Origin of the sequence: Collinsella sp. AF23-4AC (genome assembly GCF_003462685.1) — a bacterium.
Lineage (GTDB): Bacteria > Actinomycetota > Coriobacteriia > Coriobacteriales > Coriobacteriaceae > Collinsella.
Genome location: NZ_QRVE01000001.1, coordinates 282,809 through 304,169, shown reverse-complemented (window position 1 = coordinate 304,169; position 21,361 = coordinate 282,809). Strand labels below are relative to the sequence as shown.

Genomic DNA, 21,361 nt, shown 5'->3' with positions numbered 1-21,361 from the left:
TTTTCTCATCCGGTAACGAAAGGACCGTCCATGCCCACTGATATCGAAATCGCACGTTCCGTCACGCCGCTGCCCATTACCGAGGTTGCCAAGAACGCCGGCGTCGACGTAAAGCACCTGATTCCGTACGGCTTCGACAAGGCTAAGGTCGACTACTCTCTGCTCAATGAGCCAACTGATCATCAGGCCAAGCTCGTCCTCGTGACCGCCATCAACCCCACGCCCGCCGGCGAGGGCAAGACCACCACGACCATCGGCCTGGCCGATGGCCTGCGCCGTCGCGGCGTCAAGAGCGCTGTGGCCCTGCGTGAGCCTTCGCTCGGCCCCGTCTTTGGCGTCAAGGGTGGCGCCGCCGGTGGCGGTTGGGCTCAGGTCATCCCCATGGAGGACATCAACCTGCACTTTACCGGTGACTTCCACGCTATCGGTGCCGCCAACAACCTGCTGGCCGCCATGCTCGACAACCATATTCAGCAGGGCAACCAGCTCGGTATCGATGTTAAGCGCATCACCTGGAAGCGCGTTGTCGATATGAACGACCGTCAGCTGCGTCATGTTATCGACGGCATTGGCGGCAAGGCCCAGGGAGTGCCGCGCGAGGATGGCTTCGACATCACTGTTGCCTCCGAGGTCATGGCAATCCTGTGCCTGTCCACGAGCATCAATGACCTCAAGGAGCGCCTGGGCGAGATCGTTGTCGGCTACAGCTATGCTGGCGAGCCCGTCCGCGCACGCGACCTTAAGGCCCAGGGAGCTATGGCCGCACTGCTCAAGGACGCCCTCAAACCCAACCTGGTTCAGACACTCGAGGGCACGCCTGCGTTTGTCCACGGCGGTCCCTTCGCCAACATCGCCCACGGCTGCAACTCCATCATGGCCACCCGCATGGCCATGCGCTTTGGCGATGTCGCCATTACCGAGGCCGGTTTCGGCGCCGACCTGGGTGCCGAGAAGTTCCTCGACATCAAGTGCCGCATGACGGGCGTTCGCCCCAGCGCTGTCGTGGTCGTCGCCACTGCCCGCGCGCTTAAGTACAACGGCGGTGTCGCCAAGGCCGACCTCAACGAGGAGAACCTCGATGCACTCAAGGCCGGTATGCCCAACCTGCTGCGTCACGTCGACAACATCCAGAACGTCTACGGTCTGCCCTGCGTGGTCGCCATTAACCGCTTCCCGACCGATACCGAGGCTGAGCTCGCCCTCATCGAGTCCGAGTGCCAGAAGCTGGGCGTCAACGTGAAGCTGTCCGAGGTCTGGGCTAAGGGCGGCGAGGGCGCGCTCGATCTGGCCGATGAGGTCATGCGCCTGATTGAGCAGCCGAGCGAGCTCAAGTTTGCCTACGAGGACGGTGCCGATGTGGCCGACGCTCTGGAGGCTGTTGCCACCAAGGTCTACCGCGCCGACGGCGTCGACTTTACGCCGGCTGCCAAGCGTCAGCTCGCCGAGCTGCGCGAGAACGGCTTTGGCAACCTGCCGGTATGCGTGGCCAAGACGCAGTACAGCTTTAGCGACAATGCCAAGGCGCTGGGCGCTCCCGAGAACTTCCGCATCACCGTGCGTGAGCTCAAGGTTTCTGCCGGCGCCCACTTTGTGGTCGCGCTGACCGGCAGTGTTCTGACCATGCCGGGTCTGCCCAAGGTGCCCGCGGCCGAAAACATCGACGTCGACAACGACGGCAACATCACCGGCCTGTTCTAAGCTCGCTGTTCATAGCCGCTTGCCCGCCCCGTCGCGCCTACCAAGGCCCGGCGGGGCTTTTTGATCCTTAGGCCCGCGCATGTCTTGTAGATACCGACGGGCTTTGCCCATCATAGGCTTTTGCGCGGGTAGAATGCATGCATAACTTGATGCTTACGGGCGACGGAAAGGAATCGTTGCATGGATCAGGACAAGACAACCGTGATGGGCGGCTACGGTTCCACGCAGGCTGGCGATAGCGCCGATGCGACCCGCGTTGTTCCCAACCCCGGTTATACCGACCCCGCCGCGACACAGCCTTCTGCCGAGCCCACCCGGGTTATGGGCTATGGCGACTCGGCGCAGGATTCTTACGCTGCATCTTCGCAAGGCCCCTATGGCAACGCAGCTCCGGACCCGTTTGATTACGCGCCGCAGGATTCTTATGCCGCCTCGACACCGAATCCCTATGATGACCTGCCGCAGAATCCCATTCCGCAGCCTCAGCAGACGACGTATATGCCGTGCACGGTTCAGCCTCGTGAGTCGCGCGAGCCGTATCGCGAGTACCCCAAGTCGATTCCGCAATATGGCGAGGACGAGGAGAAGAAGCCGTCGCGTTCGTCGAGCGTGATCAAGAAGATCCTCATCGTGCTGGCAATCTTCTTTGCTCTCTCGGTTGTGTTTGCCATCGTGTCGGGCATGCTCAACAAGCGGGGGAGTTCAACGGCCGATACCACTGCCGAGCAAACCGCGTCCGCCTCGTCTAGTACCGTCGATCTGAGCGATATTCCGGGGCAGTACTGGTCCAACGCCAAGAAGCTCCTCAAGTCGCGCGGCGCCGATCTTTCGAATGCCGTGGTCCTGACTGATGATGGCTCAACGCCCGTCGTCGATGCCAACTGGGTCGTTACTTCTGCCTACTATAACGACAACGGCAACCTCGAAATTCAACTCACGCACAAGAACAGCTCGGACAACTCGTCCGACGGCCAAAGCGGTACCGACAGCTCGAGCTCCAACACACTGGAGGACCTGAGCAACAAGGCACAGGAGTTGGGAGACAAGGCGCAAGAGCTGGGCGACACGGCCCAGAACCTGGGCGATACCGCGCAGAACTTGGGCGGCATGGCGACGGATGCTTGGAACGCCCTGCAAAACGGCATCTCGGGAGCGCAGGGAAACTAGCGGCGAGCGGAGCGGGGCTACAACTGCTCGGCCGGACGCTCGGGCGAGCTAAAGCCCGAATCAAACGTGACGACGCATGAGACGTCGGGCCGGCGCTCGTGCACGATGCGCGTGACGAGCTCCAGCAGCTCCTCGTCGGATATGTCAAAGCCGTCGGGACGCACAAGGTCAAACGAAACGAACCCGTCGTGCTCGTGCAGGTCGTGGATGGAGAGCGCGGGATCGATCTGCATGACGCCGCGCTTGACCCAGCCGCGCAAGTCATCGCCGGTTGTCGCGATGGGGTCGCAGTGCAGCGTGATACCAATGCCCATCTGCCGCTTGATATCATGTTCGATGGTGTCCAGAATCTCGTGGTGCTCAAACGCGTCGCCCTCGCCGGGCATCTCCACGTGGGCGCTGGCAAACTGACGACCGGGGCCGTAGTCGTGCACCATCAGGTCGTGTGTGCCCAAGACCTGCGGATAGGACATGATCTTGTCGCGGATTGCCTGGACGAGCTTGGGGTCGGGCGCTTGCCCCAGCAACGGGCTGATGGCGTCGCGCACCAGGCCCATGCCGCTGATGCAAATGAAGATGCCCACGCCCAGGCCCGCCCAGCCGTCGAGGTCAAAGCCGGTCGTCTGCGAAATAAGCGCCGCCACCAAGACCGAGCCCGAGGTAATGACGTCGTTTTTGGAGTCCTGCGCTGTGGCGATGAGCGTCTCCGAGTCGATGCGGTCGCCCAGTGCGCGGTTGAACGCGGCCATCCAGAATTTGACGAGCATGGACAGAACAAGGGCGGCCATGGAGAGCGCCGAATACACGGTGGGCGAGGGCTTGATGATTTTTGTGACCGACTCGAGGATCAGATTGATGCCGACGGCGCAAACCAGGACGGCGACGAACAGGCCGGCTAGGTACTCGTAGCGGCCGTGGCCATAGGGGTGGCCTTCGTCTGCCGGGCGGCTGGCAAGGCGGAACCCGAGCAGGCTCACGATGTTGCTCGAGGCATCAGAGAGGTTGTTGAAGGCATCGGCGATAAGCGAGACGGAGCCGGCGAGCAGGCCCGCGACGCCCTTGGCCAGGCACAGGGTGATGTTGAGGCCAATGCAGACGAGGCTTGCGGAAAAGCCCGCGTTGGTGCGGCAAGATGCATCGACCGGCTCGCTCTCGCTGCCGGGAACAAGCGTATGTACCAGCCGATTTACAAATAGCATAGCGGTCGTCCTCACAATCATGTTTAAGGGGATAGTGTAGCTCGCGCGGGGGCGCCGTGCACCGATGCTCAGAAAATGCAGCAATAGTCTGCCGGTGCTAATGAGCGGGCCTTCTCGTCTGCCTGGGTGGTCCATTTTGGGCCACATGGGTATGGGCATGTGCCTGCTTGCTCGACATACTTAATGTCGACAGCCCCTGTGCAAAGGAGGACGTTTCCATGGACGAGATGTTTGCCATTAAATGTCAAAACTGCGGCGGCCCTATGTACTCGCACCAGGCTAAGCGCAGCTTTGAGTGCGCCTATTGCGGTGCGGTCATTCCGTGGAAGGCGGATGCCGGGGAGCCCAAGAGCGCCCTGGGTATCCGTCATACGCCGCTGACGGTGGTTGACGGGCTGCTCAAGCTCACGCACGTCTCGCAGTTCGAGCGCCCAGAGGACCCGGACTGGTATTTCTTCAATTCGTACTGGCGCAATCAGTCGGTCCTGGAGCATCTGCTGTGGGAAGATCGCGGAACGGCGCAGGAGTTCCAAGAGGCGACGCACGTGAGCATTCCCTGCCCCTTCTGCGGCGCGTCCTTTGAGGGGTCATCGACCCAACGTGTGTTTGAGTGCCCGTCGTGCGGCAACAAGATTGGCGTGGCCGACCTTCTCAAGCCTGGCACCTTTAGCAAGCGCCTGACCATGGGCGTGGGTGCCGAATACGTTCCCGAACAGGGTGTCCCCTGTGAGATATCGTCGCAGCAGGCACGTGCCAACGCGCTGCAGCTGGTGCGTCAGTACCCGGAGGCCTTTGCCGGGCACGACGTGGAAGACGCGATCCAAAACGACATGATGCTCTTCTATTTCCCCATGGCGCTGGCGGACCTGCGCATGATGGCGAGCTTCCCAGGCAAGGGCCTGAGCAAGGAAACCCTGGTGTACTACGAGGTGCTCGACTGGGCATATCCACGGGCAAACTACCTGGACGTTCGCCTCATGGGCATTTTGGAGCCGTGGGACTTTGCCAAGGTCGGCCCGTTCGATCCCGCCATGCAGGAAGGCGACTTCCGCGTTGTCTCCGTCGATGCGTCTACCAAGGACCAGGTGGTCATTGATAAGTTGGCGCTCGACGTTGTGGGCAACGACGCCGAGGTTGCACTGGGGTTCAATAAAAAGAGCATCCGAACCTGGGCGTGCAAGGCCCGCAAGCATAAGGACGGCCTGGTGATGGTGCCGGTCTACTTTGTCGATCGTCCGGCGACAGACGGCCGCGATGGCGAGCAGGTGCGCATTGCCGTAAACGGCCAGACGGGCCGCGCGGCCGCGGTGGTGTTTAGCGACAAGCGCGAAACGCATATCGTGGCACCGCTCAGCCCGAGCCTGCATCTGTCCGGCGAGAGCACCGTGCATGCCACGCCCGTCGAGGTCAAATACGTTAAATCGCCGTTCCTATACCAGATCGTGCGCCGTGGGGGCGGCGAGCAACCGCGTCAGGTGGCAGCGGCGACGGAGGGTTCTTACCGAGAGGAGAAGCCCAAACGCAAGGGATTGCTCGCTGCGATTTTTGGTAAGTAGGGAGCGGTGCTGGTTAGTCTTATGACGCGATAGCCAGGGGCACGGGGCGGCTCGCGGGGGTGCGAGTCGCCCCGTTTTTGTATTGCGGGGATATAGCATCCGAATTGCCGTAGGGTCTCAGCTAAATGGCTATTTAGAAGAACTGTTCGACTTAATCTTTCAACGTTTAATAGACGACGCGGATTCTGATTGGGATACCGCTTCTTTGCTGGACATTGCTGACTATAAAAACGGACTTGCAATGCAAAAGTTCCGTCCAGACACTGGAGATGAAGGTCTACCCGTGCTGAAAATCCGCGAACTGGGACAAGGCTTTTGCGGAAGCGATGCCGAGCGTTGCAAGAGTGGCATTGTCGATAGCGCTAAGGTTCACGACGGTGACCTCATTTTCTCTTGGTCCGGGACCCTATTGCTGGATTTTTGGGCGGGCGGGAACGTCGGTCTAAATCAGCATCTATTTAAAGTGACTTCTTCTGCGTATCCAAGCTGGTTCTATTATGGCTGGACCAAACATCATTTAGCACGATTTATTATGCTTGCCAAAGACCGTGCAACGACAATGGGGCATATCAAGCGCAGCGCGTTGGCAGAGTCCGAAGTTGTTATTCCACCTGAAAATATTCTTCTAAGCCAAACTCAGCTTATGCAGCCGATTATTGATCAGTATGTCATGAGTAAGATTGAAGCTCGAAAACTTGCTGTTTTTCGCGATAGTCTTCTCCCCAAACTCATGTCAGGCGAGATTGATGTTTCAGAGGTTAACCTCACGCAGCTAAATAGCCATTTACTTCACTATGTGCAACACGCCGTCCACACTGTGGCTATCGTACTCGACGAAAGGAGCAGCGTGGAAACTGTCATCAATGCCGTGCTTTCGGAAATGCAGAGCCTTCTCGACCCACATCAGCTCAAGCATCTTGCCATTACGCTTAGACGGGCACTTGGACCGAAACAAGCGGAGCCGGGACAAGATCTGCTCGCGCTCTTCCTCACCGCTAAAGAGGTCGAGGGATGCTCTCCTAAAACCATTGCATACTATGAGGCAACCTTACAGCATATGAACACAACACTTGCTAAGCCCTATACCCAGGTTGAGAGCGACGACTTGCGCCGTTATCTCAATGATTACGAGGTGAATCGCGGTTCTAGTAAGGTCACAATCGATAATATACGCCGTATCATGTCGAGCTTCTTTTCATGGCTTGAAGATGAGGATTACATTGTGAAAAGTCCTGTAAGGCGCATTCGTCGCGTCAAAACAGCTCAAGTAACCAAAGAGGTGCTTAGCGATGAGGAACTGGAGGTATTGCGAGACGCCTGTGAGTCCAAGCGAGATCTTGCCATCGTTGATCTACTCGCTTCGACGGGCATGCGTATTGGCGAACTTGTGCGACTCGACAGGAAGGATGTCAATCTGCACGAGCGCGAATGCCTTGTAATGGGAAAGGGAAATAAGCAGCGCCCCGTTTACTTCGATGCGCGCGCTAAGCTTCATCTTACGGAATATCTTTCGAGCCGTGTTGACAAGAGTCCCGCATTATTTGTCGCGCTCGATTCCTCTGCTCGACGTATTACAGTGGGGAGCATAGAACTCCGTTTACGTGACCTAGGCAGAAGCGCCGGTATCAACCGCGTTCATCCGCATAAGTTTCGCCGTACGCTTGCCACCCATGCCATTGACAAGGGAATGCCCATAGAGCAGGTGCAAAAGCTGTTGGGCCATGCGAAAATAGACACAACCATGTACTACGCCATGGTTAATCAGAGCAATGTGAAGGCTTCGCATAGGAAGTATTTGGAATGAGCTGGACGCAAAAGACCTTGGGGGAGATTGTTAATCTAAAAAGGGGGTTTGACCTTCCCTCCAGCTGCAGAGTTGATGGCCCCTACCCTGTTTTCTCATCTTCGGGACAAACGGGCACGCATTCGGAAGCCGCCGTTAAGGGGCCATGTGTCATAACTGGGCGTTATGGAACTATTGGGCAAGTTTTTTACTCCGATGCGGCTTGTTGGCCGTTAAATACGTCTTTGTACTCAACGGAGTTTAAGGGCAATGATCCTAAATTTGTTTATTACCTACTCAAAACTCTTCCATGGCGAGACTACTTAACTGCAAGCGCCGTGCCAGGCATAAATCGCAATCACGTTCATCTATGCCCGGTCTGTGTTCCGGATTACGAAACACAGACCGCTATTTCTGGCGTCTTGGGTTTACTGGACAATAAAATTGAACTCAACACGCAGCTAAATGGCTATTTAGCTGCGTAAAATTGACGCTTGAGACGTCAATCTCGCCCGACATAAGTTTGGGGAGAAGAGCGTCACGAAGAGCAGCCAGTTTTCGGTTCTGTGTCGAATTCTGAACAATCTGTTCTCTCAATGGCTCTGCAATGGTATTAAACCTCTCGAGATCTCCTCTTGCAGGAATAGGCACGTTCAACGCTTCCAAATCGCTTTTTCCCATATGCGCGACGGTAGTACCAGAGGCGTAGTTCTGGATGAAAGTCAACAATGGGTTCAATGCCATAAGCAAATAACTTCTTGAAACTCCCGAATTGGCAGCGGGCTCGAACAGGCAAACTCGCTGATTCAGTACAGCCATTTCACCCTGCCAGAGACATGGCGTGAATTCGGCATCCATTCCCGCTAAAACGTCACCAGGATGTACGAATACCCTTTTTGGATGAGCCTCATTTGTCCAATACTGCGGCGAGAAGGTGCTCAAATCACGTATGCGAATCAGGGGATACCCTACCTTTTCCTCGTTAAACAAGGCAGACTTGAACGCTGCTCCATAAACAACATTAGCAATGTCATAAATCGACCCGAGGGTCAACTTGTTACAGCAGAAGGAATGTTGGTACTGAACATTCATCAACTCAAGTAAATAGCCATTTAGCTTAGAGTTTGCTTGCTGCTTTGCGTATATCGCGTCAAGTATTGAAACAATTTGATGCTGAACCTCAGTTTGCGGTAAATCGATTTCGATTCGTGCCACGTCTTTGGGATGGACACGGAATACCTTCATACCTCTCGTGTACTGCCGGAGCTCTCTGATAAAGCGCGGAGAGCTCATAAGATAGTTGAGGTAAGCCGGCACGACGAGGTCTCGGCGATTGACGCGCACGATGGTTGTTTCGGTGCCTGAAATGGTAGGCTTTTCCTTTGGATTGTTAAACAGGTAGGCATGACCAAGGTCATCGACTGTCTCTGAGGTCAGCACATATACGATGTCTTGGTCTCTGAGACGCTGACTGTCTTTTATCTTTTCGTTGTTGAGGATGTATGGGATGGGTTTTGCGGGGTCTTCAACGTCGATGTGTAGGTCGAAACCTTTGTAAAGATCTCCATAGTGAATGTAAAGATAAGCACCCTTATCGTACATGCGGGTACGGGGGACGCTGGCGCCGCGGTAGAAGCTGCAAACGTCACCAAGTGCGACTCTACATCCCATAACCAATCGCCTCCAGATTCTTCTTAATCTGCTCCTGCAAGCGGTTGGACTCTTCAAAGCACTTCGAAATCTCGCTAGTCAGGCGTGCCATCTTGTCATCAAACGGCTCACCGTCGTCTTCGACCTCGGCAATGCCTACGTAGCGACCGGGTGTCAGGATGAAATCTTGCTTGGCGATTTCATCCAAATCCGCTATGGCGCTGAACCCCTTCACGGGCTCGAACTCGCCCTTGCGGAAGGAGTCGAATGCGGATGCAACTTTGTTGATGTCCTCTTCGGTAAACTCGCGTAGTTTGCGAGAGACCATGGTGCCCATTTCGCGGGCATCGATGAATAGCGTCTTGCCGGACTGAGCCTTCTTCTTGTTCAGGATCCACAAACACACGGGAATTTGGGTGCTGTAGAACAGCTGCCCCGGCATGGCTACAATGCCCTCGACCAAATCGTCCTCTACGATAGCGCGTCGAATATCGCCCTCGCCGCTCGTCTGGCTCGAGAGCGACCCATTTGCCAATACGAGGCCAATCTTACCTGTGCTGTTAAGATGCCAAATCATATGCTGCATCCAAGCGAAGTTAGCGTTGCCCGTGGGCGGCATGCCGTACTTCCAACGTACGTCTTCCTGCAGCGCTTCGCCGCCCCAGTTCTTGAGGTTGAAGGGTGGGTTTGCCAACACATAGTCAAACTTTTCATTCTTGTGCTGGTCGGCGCTGAAGGTGTCTGCATAGTTGCCCAAGTCAGCCTCGATGCCGCGGATGCCGAGGTTCATCTTTGCGAGCTTCCACGTGGTAGGGTTGCTCTCCTGGCCAAAGATGGTGATGTCCTGTACCACGTTGCCGCCATGGTGCTCGACGAAGGCTGCGGACTGCACGAACATGCCTCCGCTGCCGCAGCAGGGGTCGTACACGCGACCGTGGAAAGGCTGGAGGATTTCAACCAGCGTGCGCACGATGCACGACGGCGTATAGAACTCGCCGGCGTTTTTGCCCTCCATTGATGCGAATTTCTGCAGGCAATATTCGTATGCGCGCCCTAACAGGTCTTTCTCGCTCTCGTTATCGGTCATTTGTACGTTTGTGAATAAGTCAACGACGTCGCCCAAGCGCCTCTTGTCTAGTTCGGGACGAGCGAAGTTCTTGGGCAGCACGTCTTTGAGTTTGTCGTTCTCGCGCTCGATGGCGCGCATGGCATTGTCAATGATCTGGCCAACTTCGGGCGTATGCGCCGCCTGCGAGATATTCACCCAACGTGCTTCTTCGGGAACGAAGAAGACATTCTGCTCCATGTAGCAGTCGCGATCCTCCTCGTCGCCGTAACCCTCTGCGACGAGCTCTAGGTAGCGTTCGTCGAAACGGTCCGAGAGGTACTTCAGGAAAATAAGGCCTAACACGACGTTTTTGTACTCGGCAGCGTCCAAGTTGCCACGCAGCACATCTGCAGCGTTCCACAGTTGATCCTCAAAGCCAATGTCGGCCGTGTTCTTCTTGGTGTCCTTAGCCTTGCTTTTAGCCATGCTGTTTTAACTCCCTATGCTGCATTGTCGGCCCAGAGTTCGCACTGATCCATCACGGTGGCCAGTGCCGACTCCATGCCCTCTGGCGGATACTTATGATGTTTGAGCAGACGCTTAATTGCAACACGCATAGCAGCGCGTGCGCTTTGTTTCTTCTGCCAATCGACCGTGCGCATTTCGCGCATCTTCGCAGCGAGCTCTTGCGTGATGGCGACTAGCTCGTCATTTCTTTCGCGATAATAATCAGCGACTGCTTGCGGTTGTGTTAGCGCCTCGTAAAACGCAAACTCCTCTTCGCTAAGCCCAAGCTCCTTTGCCTTTTGGTTTTCGGAAAGCATCTCTTTCGCCATCTTGAGCATTTCTTCGAATACCTCAGCGTTTGTGAGCTGTCCATTCAGATAGCTATTTACCATGCTTTGCATGAGTTCTGAGTACTTCTTTGCCTGCGTCACGCTCTTCTTGCGGTAGCCCTTGATCTGGTCGTCGATGAGTTTTTTCAACAACTCGTAAGCCAAGTTCCTCTCTTTCATACGCGAGAGGCTCGACAGAAACTTGGGATCAAAAATCGAAACCGTTTCATCTTCCACCTTAAACAGGTCTATTACGCCGTCGGTATGGACGATGTTCTGTTCGAGTAGTGCATTGATGCGGTCATTTACCTGCTTAAGGGTAAGTTTGCCTCCGTTTTTGCTGCGGGTGCCGCCCTGCTCGGTGAGCTGAAGGATGAGCTCTCGAACAACCTGGAAATAGCCAGCCTCGATGCGCTGCATGTCTGTTGCGCGACTTTTGGCGAGTCCATAGGCTTTGAGCATGATTCCTGCCTGCTCAACAAAGTCGCGGGTGGTATCTTCGTCGCCGGGTGCAAGGATATGATTTACTCCACCCGTTATGAGTTCGCTTCGACGTGCGGCGGACTCGGTGCTCATGAATTCCGAATAATCGTAACCAAACATTTTGTCGCGACAGACCGCCAGTTTTTCCAAGAACTTAGGATAGGCGGTTTTCCCGATATCCATGTCGCCGTATTTCTTTTGGTCGCGCTTGGTGTAGTCCTTCATGGCGCGTTTAAGGGCGTTAGCTATGCCTACGTAGTCAACAACCAGTCCGCCAACCTTGTCTTTATACACTCGGTTTACGCGTGCGATTGCCTGCATCAGGTTATACCCGCGCATGGGTTTATACACATACATGGTGGCAAGGCTCGGCACGTCAAAACCGGTGAGCCACATGTCTACGACGATTACGATTTTGAGCGGGTCAGCATCATCCTTAAAGCGCTTTGCCATCTCCTTCACATGGGCCTTATTGCCTACGACGTCGAACCACCACTCGGGGTCCTGATTGCCCATGGTCATGACAACGCCGAGCTTGCCTTCGTCCTTCCAAGAGGGTCGCAGTTTGCATATACGTTGATATATAGCCATGGCGGCGGGGCGCGAATATGCGACGATCATCGCCTTGCCGGTGAGCTCGTGCGCACGGTTGGTCTCATAGTGCTCTACGATGTCCTGACACAGGGCATCAATGACTTCTGGTGCACCTAGAACGGCGTCTAGATTTGCAAAGTTACGCTTGCTTGCGTCAATGGTTTCGGCATTAGCCTGCTCGGTGAGCTTTTCGTACTCATCGTCAACTTTTGCAAGGATGCCCTGATCCAGCTTGAGTGCGACGACGCGGCTCTCGTAGAACACGGGTCGAGTTGCGTTGTCCTCTACTGCCTGAGTCATGTCGTAGACGTCAATATAATCGCCGAAAACCTCGCGAGTCGATCGATCTTCGGCAGAAATAGGGGTACCGGTAAAGCCGATGAAGGTGGCATTCGGAAGGGCGCGGCGGATGAGCAGCGCGGTGCCCGTGTGCTTCTTACCGTCACGGTCGTATTTCTCTTCGAACCCGTACTGCCCACGGTGCGCTTCATCCACCATCACAACGACGTTCTTGCGCTTGGAGAGGGCGATGTCCTCCTCCTCGAACTTCTGCATTGTGGTGAAAATGATGCCGTTGGCACGGCGGCTCGAGATCTGCTGCGCAAGATCGGCGCGGCTCTGCGCCTGAACGGGCATCTGGCGCAGGAAGTCTGAGCATTTGGAGAACTGCGCGAACAGCTGCGAGTCGAGGTCGTTGCGGTCGGTAATCACCACGATGGTGGGGCTGTCGAGTTTCTCTTCGAGCAGATGGGCAAGGAAAACCATCGAAAGCGACTTGCCCGAGCCCTGCGTGTGCCAGAAGACGCCGCCCTTGCCGTCGCCGCCGATGGCCTCATGCACGCTCTCGAGCGCTTTGTTCACCGCGAAGTACTGATGGTACCCCGCGAGAATTTTCGCGTCCTCGGAGAACAGGATGAAGTTCTTCAGGATGTCGATGAGCCGCTCCTTGGGGAACATACCGTCCAGGGGCGTCTTCCAATCGGCGTACTGGGTTGCCTCGTAGCTTCCATCGACGCTCTTCCACTCAACGAAACGCGACTCGTTGGCGGTGATCATGCCAACCTTGGTGTGAAGCATGTCACTGGTGACGCAGAAGGCGTTGTACACGAAAAGCGATGGAATTTGTCGTTTGTAGTTTTGAATCTGTTGGTAGGCATCTTCGCTGTCGGCGTCGGCTCGAGCGGGCGATTTCAATTCAAAGAGTACAAGCGGAAGCCCGTTGACGAATACGATGACATCTGGACGTTTGTTGGTGCCACACTCGATGTAGGTCCACTGGTTAACAACGTGGAAGCAGTTCTTTTCGGGATTGTCGTAATCGACCAAGCGCACGATGTCCGTATGCTCTTCTTTGCCGTCAAACCAGCTTGTCTCCACACCGTTCTGGAGCATGTCCATAAAGATGCTGTTCTTGGCGATGAGGTCGCTGCCCTCGATTTCCTTTAGTTTGGTAATTGAGGCATCAATCGCCCGCCGATTGAGCGTGGGGTTAATGCTCTCAAGAGCGGGTCCAATGACGTCAGGTAGGAAGGCGTCGTCAAACGCGTCGGAGGAACGAGCGACATCGGGTCCATAGAGGTGCTCGTACCCCAGGCTCGTTTGCAAGTGGTCAATGATGCCTTGTTCGAAAGCATCCTCATTAAATGACGTTGAGGAGCTGTAGTCGACAGCAATCATGCGCACTCCTTACCTTATGCTTCTTCGACGCTGGTGAGCCTGTCCACCATTGCATTCTAGCAGTTAATCTTGCGTATATTGGTATATCTGACACCCGTTAGTTGCCATTTGACCTATTGGCTGATCGTGCCCGAATGACAATTGGTGGCAAGGCTCTCTTACTTATTAAACTGGCCCCTTTTTATGGGCGCTCGTGTTGCGACAGTTGCCCAAGCGCTTGCTTGAAGCTGTTGTTGGTGATCTTGAGGTCGTTTCCCGCTTGCATTTTAATGAGTGTCGGGCCGGAGGCGATGGCGGATGTGGTGCGATGGTGCCAAGAAAAGCGCCTAGACCTGGGTGAAGAACCGAGGCCGCGGGCGCTTTTCTATTTCTTTGGTCGCATGGATTGTCTGTTCTGTTGGCCGCGCCGGCGTTGTTTCTTTGCTCTCGTTCGCGCGGTATCCGCTTGTGGTGGTGGATGTAAATAAACGGTGGAGCGGCTGCAAAAGAGCCGTCTCGCTCGGTAAAATCAGGATGTGCCGCGGAACCCGCTCCTCAGCTAGTCACACTTCGGAAGCGCGGGCAACGCAGGTATTATCGTCTAAAGGGCCGGCTGCAACCGGCCCTTTTCATGGCTCCCTTCGCTATCCGTTACTGCTTATATTCTCGCCAGATCGAGTAGAGGTCTGGGCAATGCCGTGGGAGACGTCCTACCCATCCCATAGTTTGGAGCAGCGTCGATCTAACGGGCAATCAAACCTCTAGCACTCTTTGAATTGAGCAAGCATCTGCCCGAAGAAGCTGAGCTCGGATGGCTCATAAATGAGCGAACCGCCGTCCGCGGTCCTGTAGACCCCGCAGGGGAGGTAACGCCCGTCGGGGAGGACGTAAAGGTTTTCTTCCTCCCTCAGTTCCGTTGGGAGTATCGGGGTCTCGTTTTCGTCCATTTGGAACTCATCTATATTCGCGATCTTCCTCTCCATGGTGCCTCCAGCCTTATTTCTTGTATGGTGCCCTAAAACAGGCAGCTCTCAATCAGATCCTTCCCTCGTAGAGTATCGATCCATTCCTGTGGAATTGCGTCGATACCGTATGCCGTGCCGGCGAGGGCGCCGGCGACGGCTGCGGTGGTGTCGGTGTCGTCGCCCAGGTTGACGGCGGCAAGGACGCACTCTTCGTAACTGTTGGTGTTCACAAAGCACCAGGTGGCGGCTTTAAGCGTGTCGCGCACGAAGCCACCTGACCTGATTCCACGCTCGGGCACGTCTTTCAGCTGGAGCACCCATGAGGGAAGTGCACCGTTCATCACGTCCCTCATCAGCTCGACAAATATGACGCATGCGTCGGTCGATGTTCTGTGAGCGTGCGTTATCGCGGAGACCTCGCAGATCTCGTCGTCAGTCGCGTCGACAAACGCCAGGGGCGCGATGCGCATGAGCGAACCGTTACCGTTGTCGCGTTCGCCGGAGCCTCCTTTGCCGGTGTGCAAGGCGCGGGCGGTCGTGCCGCCGTAATCGAAAACGCCGTCGATTGTATACTCGCCACGGGCAATCCAGCTTACGAACTTGTCTCGCATGTCTGCGGTGTCGATGTGCCCAAGCTCTCTAATCGAGTCGCAGGTAGCAAGCGTCATGGACGTGTCATCGCTCCAGGTGCCGGCGGGCTGCCCGTGCGTGCCGTAGCCGATCATGTCGGTGCATTCGAACGTGCCACGAGGCCTGAACTCGTAGGGAACGCCCAACGCGTCGCCGACGGCAAGTCCATAGATGCAGTCGCGCAGCGTTGTTTTCGGTCTGTCTGTCATGGGAAACACCTCTCGTACTTTGGATTGAGGATGCGCGGCTACCTGCGGCAATATGTCCATCCCAATTCGGGACGCAGTGAGTCCCGAATTGGAAGAGCTTGTCAGCTAATCTAACAAATGAAAAACCCGCAACGCTATTGCTTTATACGGCAATAGGGACCTCTTTCGGGCGCCCTGCCTTTGGTGCGTCGGCGAGTCGTGCCTCGATGGAAGCTTTGGACACCATGCGCTTGGTGCCGTCCTTCCAAGAATCCAACAGCCCAGCATTTATCAGTTGCGATACCCGTGCTGAGCTAACACCGAGCATGCGCGCGGCATCCGCTGCGGTGACGGCGGGGATGTCGGCGAGTTCGCGGCTGACGGCTACGGCGATAATCTTGCCGCCGTGTCGCGGCTCATGTCCGAAGTCTGGCGCGGGAAGATCGACGCCACCCATAAGGTGATCGTCGACCATACATGCGAGAAAATCAGCGGCGCTTTCGACAGCGTCGTTTAGATCGGAGCCAAACGTTCCTCCTCCGCCCAGCGAGCCACATGGCACGGCATCGACCATACCGTCCGAATCAAAGAACTCAAATTCCCATACGTAAACCATGCAAGATCTCCTCTAAAAAGCGATGCGAAATGTGATGAGGATGAGCTATCGAAGCCCTGCCTGCCTTAGGATTCTTTTGGCAATTTGATCCTCAATCTCTCGGTGGCGTTTCACGAGCACGAGTTTATCTCCTTTGACGAACTTCTCGTGATTAGTGCCTCCTTTCGAGATGAAGCCGGCTTCTTCGAGGATACGGATCAATTCGCGTCTCTGCATCTCAGCCTCTTTCAATAACTATATATTAGCACTTCCTAAGGGTTTTTCTGACTTAAATCTTAGCCATTGCTAATCCTTTGTTTTACGTCGCAATCCTTGGATAACGGCTTATATTCCTTGTTGTATTAGTCTATTTGCTCGTGCGGACACGATTTTGGTGCTCTGCGCACGACCGCGAAAAGGGTTTGCGGTGACTAAAATGTGGCCATAGAGATAGTTTTAACGAGCCCTATGGATTTGACGCGCATAGACAACAACACCTTGCTGTTTCAGGACAAGGGTTCGGGTAGGTTTAAAGACGTTAAGGTCTACCCCAACCGTATTGAGGTGCTCAAGAAGGGCACTTTCGGCGGCAAGCACACCGAGATTGTCTATCTTAAGGACATCACGGGGATCAACAGGATCAAGGGCTGCGACGTTTTTCTGCGCAATCGATTGTTGACCGCTTGCGTCTTTAGCCTGAGTAGCCGTGCGAAGGCTCAGGAATTTGTGAACGCGCTGAACATGGTGATGTAGCCGATAGCGGCGTTCGGGCCAAGGTAAAAATCGGGGGCACAGAACGGTGTTCTGCGCCCCCGATTGAGTCGATGTGTCTAAAAGGCCGGCTTGCTTATTCGCTAGCGTCTTCGCTGTCTTCGCGGTCACTGGCAAGCATTGCTGCACCTGCGACCGTCGTCGCCACGGCGGCAGCGGCGAGCCCGGCGGCAATGCCGGAGCCGTCGCCCGTGTCGGCGAGTTTTCCGCCCGAGTTCTTGCCCTTGTTGCCCTTACCGTTCTTATCAGTGCTGCCTGCGTTGGAACCCGTGCCACCGTCGGTGCCGGTGCCGGTGCCGCCTGCACTGCCCGAGGCCGCTACGGTAAAGCTTGCGGCTCCGTCGGTGGCAAGCGTGTAGTTCTGCGCCGCGTCGCCCAAAAGGCCTTTCGCGCGCACCCAGTACGTCCCTGCGGCAAATGATTCGCCCTCGGCCATTGCCGTGCCCGGAGCGCCGTTCGCGTCGCGCACAAACTCGAGCTGGGCCGTGCAGGCATCGGTTTCGAGCTTGCCCTCGAGTGATGCCGCAATCTTGGCGCGCACGTCTTCGCCGGCCTTAAGGCCTTCGAGCCCCTCAAAATGGGGCGTCAACGCGCGCGGATCGATATCGATGGGCACATGACCCCGCAGCTCCGTAACGGTCTCGTTGCCCAAGGCGTCGACATCCACATATTCGATGGCAAACGCATGGCCCGAAGCCGCCACGTTGAGTACGTTGCTGCTGTCGACGAGACGGAAATGGCCCTCGCCAACGGTCTTGCCATCCTGGAGCGAGGCATCGCTCAGCGAGTCGCCGTACGTCATGCGCATGCGGGTCGGGAGGCAGCACGAAGCCGACTGCGTGTGCTTCGTATCGTAATTGTAATTGCGCTGGTAGATGCTCCGGGCCAACGCCGCATCAACAAAGTCGGATGCGATGATGCCAATGTGCTTGAGGTAATCTGACTTTGTATCCTCGGTGCCGCTGGGATTGATGTACGGGCTCTTGTACAGATGCTCGTTGACTACTCGTGCTGCGGTAAATGGGTTGCTTCCTTGCTTGTGATTCGTGCAGCTGGTGTAGTTGATAGACCAGCAGCGCTCCAGGACTTGCTCCTTGGCCCCGTTATCGTCCTCGACATCTACCTCGTTGCGGGTGAGCTTAGCCGTCTCCTGCAGGGCCATATCGACCCAGCTGATCTTGTCGGTTCCGGTGCATTCGTAATGGTCCTGGGCATATACCTTGGTGCAATAGGCTTTTTTGTCGCCTGTTTCCCCTGCGGCTTCAAAGCCTTGCGCGTTTTGGACGAGACACATAGAGGAGCTGCTGGGGTGTGCTGCGATTTTGTTGTCCCATTCGGTTAGGTCGAGGCCCCACGTGTGGCCGCTTACGCTGTCGCCGGCAAGTCCAAATCGGCGCAGCAGGACGATCTTTCCGCACACCTCGTTCAGTGTGGGAACGCGGCTCGACGTATAGAACAGTTTGGGGTTGTCGTCCAAAACCTTGGCGAAAGCCGTCGTAAGGCTCTCGTCAGTAGCCTCGTTGTTGCCTCGGGATACAAGCATGATGAGCGCTTCTGACGGATTTTCGTTCAAAAACTTTTTGAAGTAGCCAACGACATCGGAGAGATGCATGAAGTACCCGTCTTTTTTGAGCAGGTAGCAACTTCCATGGTCGATGCCGGGGTCGTTGCCTTTTCCGAGTCGGATATCAAAATAGCGAATGCCTTCGAGCAACTGCGTGGGGATGTAGTCCTGCTGGCACTTTGCTTGCGAGGATTGGGGTTCGGTGTCGTTGTCCACGCTGCAAGTTCCCGAATCGTGCGTGCCCGGGATGCTCAGCTCGTCGAGGTACTTGTTGCCTTCGACGTGGCTCATCCAACATGGTCCGTCGACGTAGCTGCTATACGTGGTCCAGTCGATGCTGCTAACTGTGGCATTGGTCTTGTCCATGCTGTAGCCGACAAGCTCGAGCTCCCACGGAATGGAATATTTCTTTTGGCAAATCTTGTTGTTGTCTTGGTCTTTGCCTTTCGATTCTATGGCCAGGTAGTTAATACCGTTTTTCGTGTATATGCGGTCTCGAATAATATAAGTTCCGTCGAACTGGCGGTCGAACGTATAGGCGCGGCTGTCCTTATGGTCGTACTCGCCACTCCATACGTGGATGACCTTTCCATCTTTGTCCGAGTCGCCATCGACCGACCAAATGCTGTAGCCCGTCTTCTTGTGCTCTTCGAAATTGAGCAGGGTGCGGATGGCATACCAGTTTGTGCCGTCCGCATCGGTCCCTACGTGCTCAAGGATGAGCTTGCTGGACGTGCCGTCATTAAACAGGTGGCAGACGTTGCCGATGACGTTTCCGTCTTCGTTGACGCTCGCGGTGCGAAAATAGCCCGCGGGGCGAAGGCGAATGACGAAATTGTTGAGGTTGGCCGCTGGCTCGGCCGTGCCGTCCGCAAAGGCTGTCCGCGGGCTAATGCCCAGCGTGACGGTTTCGGGCAGGCTTGTCAGCGGCGACAATGCTGCAAGTCCAAGGCCCAGCGTAAATGCTCGGCGGCTGATGGCATGGTGTTCGGTCATAACTCCTCCATTCGCAGCGTGCGGTTATGCGATAGTTTTGGTCACTATACTGCCCAGATGTTTAAAGATGCTGGTTTAATTGTCTGCGCGGCGCAATAAATCGGTGGGCGGACGTGTTGAGGTGTTTGTCGTTTTCGTACTGTTGCCACATTTGGGGCGGTTCCGGCGTCCGGCACCCTCGCGTTCGCCGGCTATCGGCATAAGAAAGGGAGGGCCGGCGAGCCGATCCTCCCTTGGTGCGAAGCGCTGGGGTATCGTCGCTTGTTTGCACTGTGCCCGTGTTTCCCGCTGCGCTCGCCAGTCGTTTAGCGCTTGATCTCGATATCGTCGAGCTTGACGTCCATGGCTTCGGTCTTGGCTTCGGCGATGTCGTCGGCAAACTCCAGAGACTTCATCATGGTCTCGACGGCGTCCTTGTGTTCCTCGACGTTGTCGATGCGCACGTACACGCTGCCGCCGTCAACGTCGGTGAAGTACTCGGTCGTCACGCCGCCCGAGTGCGTAAAGTAGGCGCTGCGCCAGGTCTTGCCGTTGTACTTAACGGGATCGCTCTCGGTCCATCCAGAGCTGGCCTTCCACTTTGCCTCGTAGTCGAACAGCTCATCGGCGTTCTTGTCAGGATCGAAGACGGGGATGAAGTGGTCGCTGGCGTGCTCGCTCTCGGTGAACTTAAACTGGGCCCTGTCGGCAGTGTCGCCTGCGACGTCGGTGATCTCGACGCCCTCGGGGACCTCGACCTTAAACCAAATGAAGTCGGTCCTCATATCCACGGCTGGTTTTTCTGCTCCGCCGCCACCGCCGCTTCCGGTAGCGCCGCCGCTGCCACCGCAGCCCACCAGGGCAACTGCGGCAAAGAGACTCATACAGAGGGTGAGAATCGCAAAGGCCTTCTTTTTCATGGTCGTGTCCTCCTCGATCTGTAACCGCCCATGGATTACCTGTCTTTACTGTACGTGTGGACGGCTCGCTAGGGTGGGCCATGTGTCCCATTCTGAGGGCCGGAATTGCGCCGTTAAGTGGCAATATGCGGGGTCCAAAAGAGGGGAGGGCCGATGCTGCCGGGGTGAGGTGCCCGTTGTTTTAAAGGGGCGCGTGTACGCGGGCGTTGCCCCAATGGGCTCCTTACTTATAGATATGCCCCAGTTTGTGACGTCCGAAAGTCCCGAAAGGCGAGCCATGTTTCCCATGTTTGCGGCGCCGACGCCTATCGTTCGTCATAGAAATCCGCGATGGCCAGGTGCGCTGACGCTTATGTACTTATGGGCTAGACTTAGCACCATTATGTGACCGATGCGGTCGGTCGGCGGTTTCCACCCGACCGATGTATATGACTTGAAGGTGCATGCGTATGAGCCAAGAGATGATGGACAAGACCTGCCGCGGGTTTGCCGAGGCGCTTGCCGCGCGCGAGCCGGTTCCCGGCGGTGGCAGCGCGAGCGCCTTTGTGGGCGCGCTGGGCGCCTCGCTGTGCGGAATGGTTGCCCGCTACGGTGCGACCAATCCCGCGCTTGCTGATCGTGCAGACGATCTGACACGCGCATTTGCCCAGGCGGATGAGTTGGCGCAGGAACTTGTGGGTCTGGTCGCCGAGGATGTTCGTGCGTACGGCCAGGTGTCTGCGGCATACGGTATTCCGCGCGAGGACCCGACGCGTGTGGCCGCGATTCAGGATGCGCTGCATGTGGCCGCTATGCCGCCGTATCGCATTATGGATGCCTGCGGGCGTGCACTGGCGCTGCTCGAGGACATGGCCGACAAGGGTTCGCGTCAGCTGCTGTCCGATGTGGCGTGCGGCGCTGTGTTCTGCCGTGCCGCTATGCAGGGCGCGAGCTTGACGCTCTTTGCGAACACCACGTCTATGAAGGATCGTGCACGCGCCGAGGAGCTCGAGGCAGCGTGCGATGAGCTGCTGGATACGTGGCTGCCGCGCGCCGATGCGCTGGCGCGCCGCGCCGCCGACGCCGCAAGGAAGAGAGGATAGC

At 56.3% G+C, this 21,361-nt stretch carries 17 protein-coding genes and 1 pseudogene; 8 read left to right on the top strand and 10 right to left on the bottom strand.

Annotated elements, in window-relative coordinates; translation table 11 throughout:
- Positions 1 to 30 precede the first annotated feature (30 nt).
- The gene (locus DWY05_RS01355; RefSeq protein WP_117820450.1) at positions 31 to 1,698 is read left to right on the top strand and encodes a formate--tetrahydrofolate ligase; all 1,668 of its coding nucleotides are present in this window, start codon (positions 31 to 33) and stop codon (positions 1,696 to 1,698) included.
- 180 nt (positions 1,699 to 1,878) lie between these two features.
- Complete coding sequence (locus tag DWY05_RS01350; RefSeq protein ID WP_117820451.1) at positions 1,879 to 2,865, top strand: hypothetical protein; 987 nt, start codon at positions 1,879 to 1,881, stop codon at positions 2,863 to 2,865.
- A gap of 17 nt (positions 2,866 to 2,882) precedes the next feature.
- Here DWY05_RS01350 and DWY05_RS01345 read toward each other — a convergent pair whose 3' ends face one another.
- A complete protein-coding gene (locus DWY05_RS01345) occupies positions 2,883 to 4,064 on the bottom strand; it encodes a cation diffusion facilitator family transporter (RefSeq protein ID WP_117820452.1) in 1,182 nt (393 codons plus the stop codon).
- A 218-nt stretch (positions 4,065 to 4,282) separates the two neighbouring features.
- Here DWY05_RS01345 and DWY05_RS01340 point away from each other — a divergent pair, with 218 nt between their 5' ends.
- The 4 genes and pseudogenes from DWY05_RS01340 to DWY05_RS01330 all read left to right on the top strand — a co-directional run bounded on the left by DWY05_RS01340 (position 4,283) and on the right by DWY05_RS01330 (position 7,888).
- Entirely contained in the window at positions 4,283 to 5,620 is a 1,338-nt protein-coding gene (locus DWY05_RS01340; protein WP_117820453.1) for a hypothetical protein, read from the top strand.
- An 82-nt stretch (positions 5,621 to 5,702) separates the two neighbouring features.
- Positions 5,703 to 6,245 (top strand): annotated as a pseudogene (locus DWY05_RS10240) (restriction endonuclease subunit S); the annotation flags it as partial.
- Positions 6,246 to 6,500: 255 nt separating this feature from the next.
- Entirely contained in the window at positions 6,501 to 7,424 is a 924-nt protein-coding gene (gene xerA / locus DWY05_RS10235) for a site-specific tyrosine recombinase/integron integrase (RefSeq protein WP_370448082.1), read from the top strand.
- Complete coding sequence (locus DWY05_RS01330; RefSeq protein ID WP_117820455.1) at positions 7,421 to 7,888, top strand: restriction endonuclease subunit S; 468 nt, start codon at positions 7,421 to 7,423, stop codon at positions 7,886 to 7,888. Before xerA ends, DWY05_RS01330 begins: the two co-directional genes overlap by 4 nt.
- Here DWY05_RS01330 and DWY05_RS01325 read toward each other — a convergent pair.
- The 7 genes from DWY05_RS01325 to DWY05_RS10230 form a co-directional block, all read right to left on the bottom strand.
- Positions 7,854 to 9,074 carry a restriction endonuclease subunit S gene (locus DWY05_RS01325; protein WP_117820456.1) on the bottom strand — a complete coding sequence of 407 codons (1,221 nt, stop codon included), beginning with the start codon at positions 9,072 to 9,074 and terminating at the stop codon, positions 7,854 to 7,856. The genes DWY05_RS01330 and DWY05_RS01325 overlap by 35 nt on opposite strands.
- Positions 9,064 to 10,587, bottom strand: a complete 1,524-nt coding sequence (locus tag DWY05_RS01320) for a class I SAM-dependent DNA methyltransferase (RefSeq protein WP_117820457.1) — start codon at positions 10,585 to 10,587, stop codon at positions 9,064 to 9,066. The genes DWY05_RS01325 and DWY05_RS01320 overlap by 11 nt, the downstream gene beginning before the upstream one ends.
- Positions 10,588 to 10,601: 14 nt before the next feature.
- The gene (locus DWY05_RS01315) at positions 10,602 to 13,691 is read right to left on the bottom strand and encodes a type I restriction endonuclease subunit R (RefSeq protein ID WP_117820458.1); all 3,090 of its coding nucleotides are present in this window, start codon (positions 13,689 to 13,691) and stop codon (positions 10,602 to 10,604) included.
- 740 nt (positions 13,692 to 14,431) lie between these two features.
- Entirely contained in the window at positions 14,432 to 14,653 is a 222-nt protein-coding gene (locus tag DWY05_RS01310; RefSeq protein ID WP_117797824.1) for a hypothetical protein, read from the bottom strand.
- A 32-nt stretch (positions 14,654 to 14,685) separates the two neighbouring features.
- Positions 14,686 to 15,474, bottom strand: a complete 789-nt coding sequence (locus DWY05_RS01305; protein ID WP_117820459.1) for an ADP-ribosylglycohydrolase family protein — start codon at positions 15,472 to 15,474, stop codon at positions 14,686 to 14,688.
- A gap of 142 nt (positions 15,475 to 15,616) precedes the next feature.
- Positions 15,617 to 16,069, bottom strand: a complete 453-nt coding sequence (locus tag DWY05_RS01300; RefSeq protein ID WP_117797826.1) for a helix-turn-helix domain-containing protein — start codon at positions 16,067 to 16,069, stop codon at positions 15,617 to 15,619.
- Positions 16,070 to 16,114: 45 nt separating this feature from the next.
- Positions 16,115 to 16,285, bottom strand: a complete 171-nt coding sequence (locus DWY05_RS10230) for a type II toxin-antitoxin system HicA family toxin (RefSeq protein WP_084591772.1) — start codon at positions 16,283 to 16,285, stop codon at positions 16,115 to 16,117.
- Between the two features lie 231 nt (positions 16,286 to 16,516).
- On the opposite strand from DWY05_RS10230, the gene DWY05_RS01290 reads away from it, so the two are divergent.
- Positions 16,517 to 16,801: a hypothetical protein gene (locus DWY05_RS01290; RefSeq protein ID WP_117820460.1), complete on the top strand. Its 285-nt coding sequence runs from the start codon at positions 16,517 to 16,519 to the stop codon at positions 16,799 to 16,801.
- Positions 16,802 to 16,895: 94 nt separating this feature from the next.
- On the opposite strand, the gene DWY05_RS01285 is transcribed toward DWY05_RS01290, so the two are convergent.
- Together DWY05_RS01285 and DWY05_RS01280 are read right to left on the bottom strand one after the other, a co-directional pair.
- Positions 16,896 to 19,379, bottom strand: coding sequence for a phosphatidylinositol-specific phospholipase C (locus DWY05_RS01285; RefSeq protein WP_117820461.1), 2,484 nt, complete (start codon positions 19,377 to 19,379; stop codon positions 16,896 to 16,898).
- Positions 19,380 to 19,684: 305 nt separating this feature from the next.
- The gene (locus tag DWY05_RS01280) at positions 19,685 to 20,278 is read right to left on the bottom strand and encodes a hypothetical protein (RefSeq protein ID WP_117820462.1); all 594 of its coding nucleotides are present in this window, start codon (positions 20,276 to 20,278) and stop codon (positions 19,685 to 19,687) included.
- A 449-nt stretch (positions 20,279 to 20,727) separates the two neighbouring features.
- Between DWY05_RS01280 and DWY05_RS01275 the strand changes: the two genes are divergently transcribed.
- Positions 20,728 to 21,360 (top strand): cyclodeaminase/cyclohydrolase family protein, encoded by a 633-nt coding sequence (locus tag DWY05_RS01275; RefSeq protein ID WP_158558675.1) that lies wholly within the window; start codon positions 20,728 to 20,730, stop codon positions 21,358 to 21,360.
- Position 21,361: the final 1 nt, after the last annotated feature.

What these genes read in the sequence shown, in the direction of transcription:
- DWY05_RS01320 (WP_117820457.1), bottom strand. Translation starts at nt 10,587, where the DNA reads ATGGCTAAAAGCAAGGCTAAGGACACCAAGAAGAACACGGCCGACATT.
- DWY05_RS01285 (WP_117820461.1), bottom strand. Translation starts at nt 19,379, where the DNA reads ATGACCGAACACCATGCCATCAGCCGCCGAGCATTTACGCTGGGCCTT.
- DWY05_RS01305 (WP_117820459.1), bottom strand. Translation starts at nt 15,474, where the DNA reads ATGACAGACAGACCGAAAACAACGCTGCGCGACTGCATCTATGGACTT.
- DWY05_RS01345 (WP_117820452.1), bottom strand. Translation starts at nt 4,064, where the DNA reads ATGCTATTTGTAAATCGGCTGGTACATACGCTTGTTCCCGGCAGCGAG.
- DWY05_RS01355 (WP_117820450.1), top strand. Translation starts at nt 31, where the DNA reads ATGCCCACTGATATCGAAATCGCACGTTCCGTCACGCCGCTGCCCATT.
- DWY05_RS01325 (WP_117820456.1), bottom strand. Translation starts at nt 9,074, where the DNA reads ATGGGATGTAGAGTCGCACTTGGTGACGTTTGCAGCTTCTACCGCGGC.
- DWY05_RS01275 (WP_158558675.1), top strand. Translation starts at nt 20,728, where the DNA reads ATGAGCCAAGAGATGATGGACAAGACCTGCCGCGGGTTTGCCGAGGCG.
- DWY05_RS01330 (WP_117820455.1), top strand. Translation starts at nt 7,421, where the DNA reads ATGAGCTGGACGCAAAAGACCTTGGGGGAGATTGTTAATCTAAAAAGG.
- DWY05_RS01350 (WP_117820451.1), top strand. Translation starts at nt 1,879, where the DNA reads ATGGATCAGGACAAGACAACCGTGATGGGCGGCTACGGTTCCACGCAG.
- DWY05_RS01280 (WP_117820462.1), bottom strand. Translation starts at nt 20,278, where the DNA reads ATGAAAAAGAAGGCCTTTGCGATTCTCACCCTCTGTATGAGTCTCTTT.
- DWY05_RS01315 (WP_117820458.1), bottom strand. Translation starts at nt 13,691, where the DNA reads ATGATTGCTGTCGACTACAGCTCCTCAACGTCATTTAATGAGGATGCT.
- DWY05_RS01310 (WP_117797824.1), bottom strand. Translation starts at nt 14,653, where the DNA reads ATGGAGAGGAAGATCGCGAATATAGATGAGTTCCAAATGGACGAAAAC.
- DWY05_RS01290 (WP_117820460.1), top strand. Translation starts at nt 16,517, where the DNA reads ATGGATTTGACGCGCATAGACAACAACACCTTGCTGTTTCAGGACAAG.
- DWY05_RS10230 (WP_084591772.1), bottom strand. Translation starts at nt 16,285, where the DNA reads ATGCAGAGACGCGAATTGATCCGTATCCTCGAAGAAGCCGGCTTCATC.
- DWY05_RS01340 (WP_117820453.1), top strand. Translation starts at nt 4,283, where the DNA reads ATGGACGAGATGTTTGCCATTAAATGTCAAAACTGCGGCGGCCCTATG.
- xerA (WP_370448082.1), top strand. Translation starts at nt 6,501, where the DNA reads ATGCAGAGCCTTCTCGACCCACATCAGCTCAAGCATCTTGCCATTACG.
- DWY05_RS01300 (WP_117797826.1), bottom strand. Translation starts at nt 16,069, where the DNA reads ATGGTTTACGTATGGGAATTTGAGTTCTTTGATTCGGACGGTATGGTC.